This is a genomic window from Candidatus Viridilinea mediisalina, from assembly GCF_002532535.1.
GTDB lineage: Bacteria > Chloroflexota > Chloroflexia > Chloroflexales > Chloroflexaceae > Viridilinea > Viridilinea mediisalina.
Window position 1 is genome coordinate 1 of the sequence record NZ_NQWI01000257.1, and the last position, 2017, is coordinate 2017.

General features: G+C 58.8%; 1 protein-coding gene. It reads left to right on the forward strand.

Annotated elements, in window-relative coordinates; translation table 11 throughout:
* Positions 1–364: 364 nt before the first annotated feature.
* On the forward strand, positions 365–2017 hold a 1653-nt coding region (locus tag CJ255_RS21830), incomplete at its 3' end, for a DUF2079 domain-containing protein (RefSeq protein WP_124682057.1).

The following is a 2017-nucleotide window of genomic DNA, read 5'->3' on the forward strand; positions in this document are numbered from 1 at the left end:
AACGCCCCTCTCTGATCCACGGGCCTTGCCGCCGGGAGTAGTGCCAGTGGTGGTGGCGGTGCTGGAGGTGGAGTGATACCATTTTCGATTGTAGATTGTAGATTGTAGATTGCCGAACATAGGGTGCGCGAGGGAACCTGGTTCCCTCGCATCATCCCCCCGTCCAAGGGGGTGTAGGGCACCGCCCTACAGATTCCAGTCACACCCAATTGGGATTATGGTCACGCTCGTTTGGTATGATGCAGGAGATAGGTCATAGCACAAAAGTGATCCTGTGAGATTTCATCGCCTTGTCACCATCAATGACGCTCAAGCGCATTGGGAAATCATGTTCGGTAATCTGCAATCTACAATCTGAAATAGCATGATGCAACCACCTCCAACCCACCACCCCATCCGCGACCCGCTCCTCTGGCTGGCGATGCTCGTGGTTGGCGCAATGCTGACCCTGCTCAGCCTGGCGCGCTATTGGGGCTATAACTCTGGCATGCTCGATCTGGGCAATATGAGCCAGGCGATCCTGTCAGTGCTGCGCGGTGAGCCGTTGGTGTGGACGGGGCCATATGGCAATGGTAGCCGTCTGGCTGGCCATGTTGAGATCTTCTATCTCGCGTTTGTCCCTCTTGTTGCCATTTGGCCCAATCCGCAAGTATTGCTCATCGGCCAGGCGCTATTGGCGACGGTAGGGGCGATTCCGGCCTACCGTATCGCCCTACGCCAACTCGATAGTCGTATGGCGGCCCGTTGCATTGCGCTGATCTACCTCTTCTATCCGGTGATGCAGACGGCGGTGCTTTTTGATTTCCATGGCGATACGCTGGCGATGCCGTTGTTGCTCTTTGCGCTCGACGCCGCCGACCGCAAGGCATGGCGGAGCTATGGCCTTTGGCTGGCACTCGCGCTGAGTTGCAAGGTCTATGTGGCGGCACCTGTCGCCGGGATTGGGGCCTACCTCTGGCTCTGGGGTGGAGATCGGCGCGTCGGTTTTTGGACGATGGTGGCGGCGGTGGTGTATGGCGGCGTGGTCTTTTTTGGCGTGCGCGAATTCTTTGCTGACTCTCAGGTGGTAGGAGCGGCAGCAACGAGTTATGTGAACCACTACTATGGCGATCTTGGTGCTATTGCGGCCACATTGCCCGATCGCTTTTACCATGCGCTGCTGGTCTTTGGGCCGATGTTGCTGCTTGGTTGGCGCGGCTGGCGTTGGTTGTTGCCCGCTGCGCCTTTGACCCTGGCGGTGCTGGTGAGTACCGGGCCGGGGGCGGTCTATCAGTATAACTACCATCACTATGCGCTGGTGGTGCCTTTTGTGGTGTTGGCTGTTGTTGATGGGGCGCTGCGGGCACGGGCGCAGGTGGGCCAGGGGGCGCAGGCTTGGCGCTGGCAGGTTGATTTGGGCGCTACCACGGTCTTGGTGGTGTTGGCTTCGGCCCTTTTGGTACAGCAGCCGCTCAATCCGCGATTCTGGAGCCGTGAGGCCAATGGCGGCTTGCACCACTGGATCTATGGGCGCATTGAACGCGATGTGGTGAAGGATCGGGTGCTGGCTGAACATGTACCTGAGCATGCACCTTTGGCCGCTTCGATCTTTTTGGCACCACACCTCGCCAATCGTGATACGCTCTATGTGGTGCGCTACCCTCAAGATCTTGATGGAAGTCTGTTGCCAACGATTCTACCCCATGTTGACTATGTACTTGCCGATGCGCTCTTCGATTGGCGGGCACCAACGACTCATGAGCAGGTACAGATTCGTATGGCCTTGGACGCCCCCGATTTTGGCTTGGTGGTCGCCCGTGATGGCCTGCTGCTCTTTGAGCGTGATGCGCCCACCGAGGCTGTGCTGCCCCAAACGGTGACGCTGGTCAGCATGAGTGATCTGCCCGATCTTGAGCTTGCGCTTGGCCCGGCGCTACTACGCGGGGTTGAGGTGCTGCCGATCGAGGGGCGTCGTTTCCAGGCGCGCTTTGTCTGGCAACTGAATGGCCCACCGCCCGCGCATGACTGGGTGGCAATC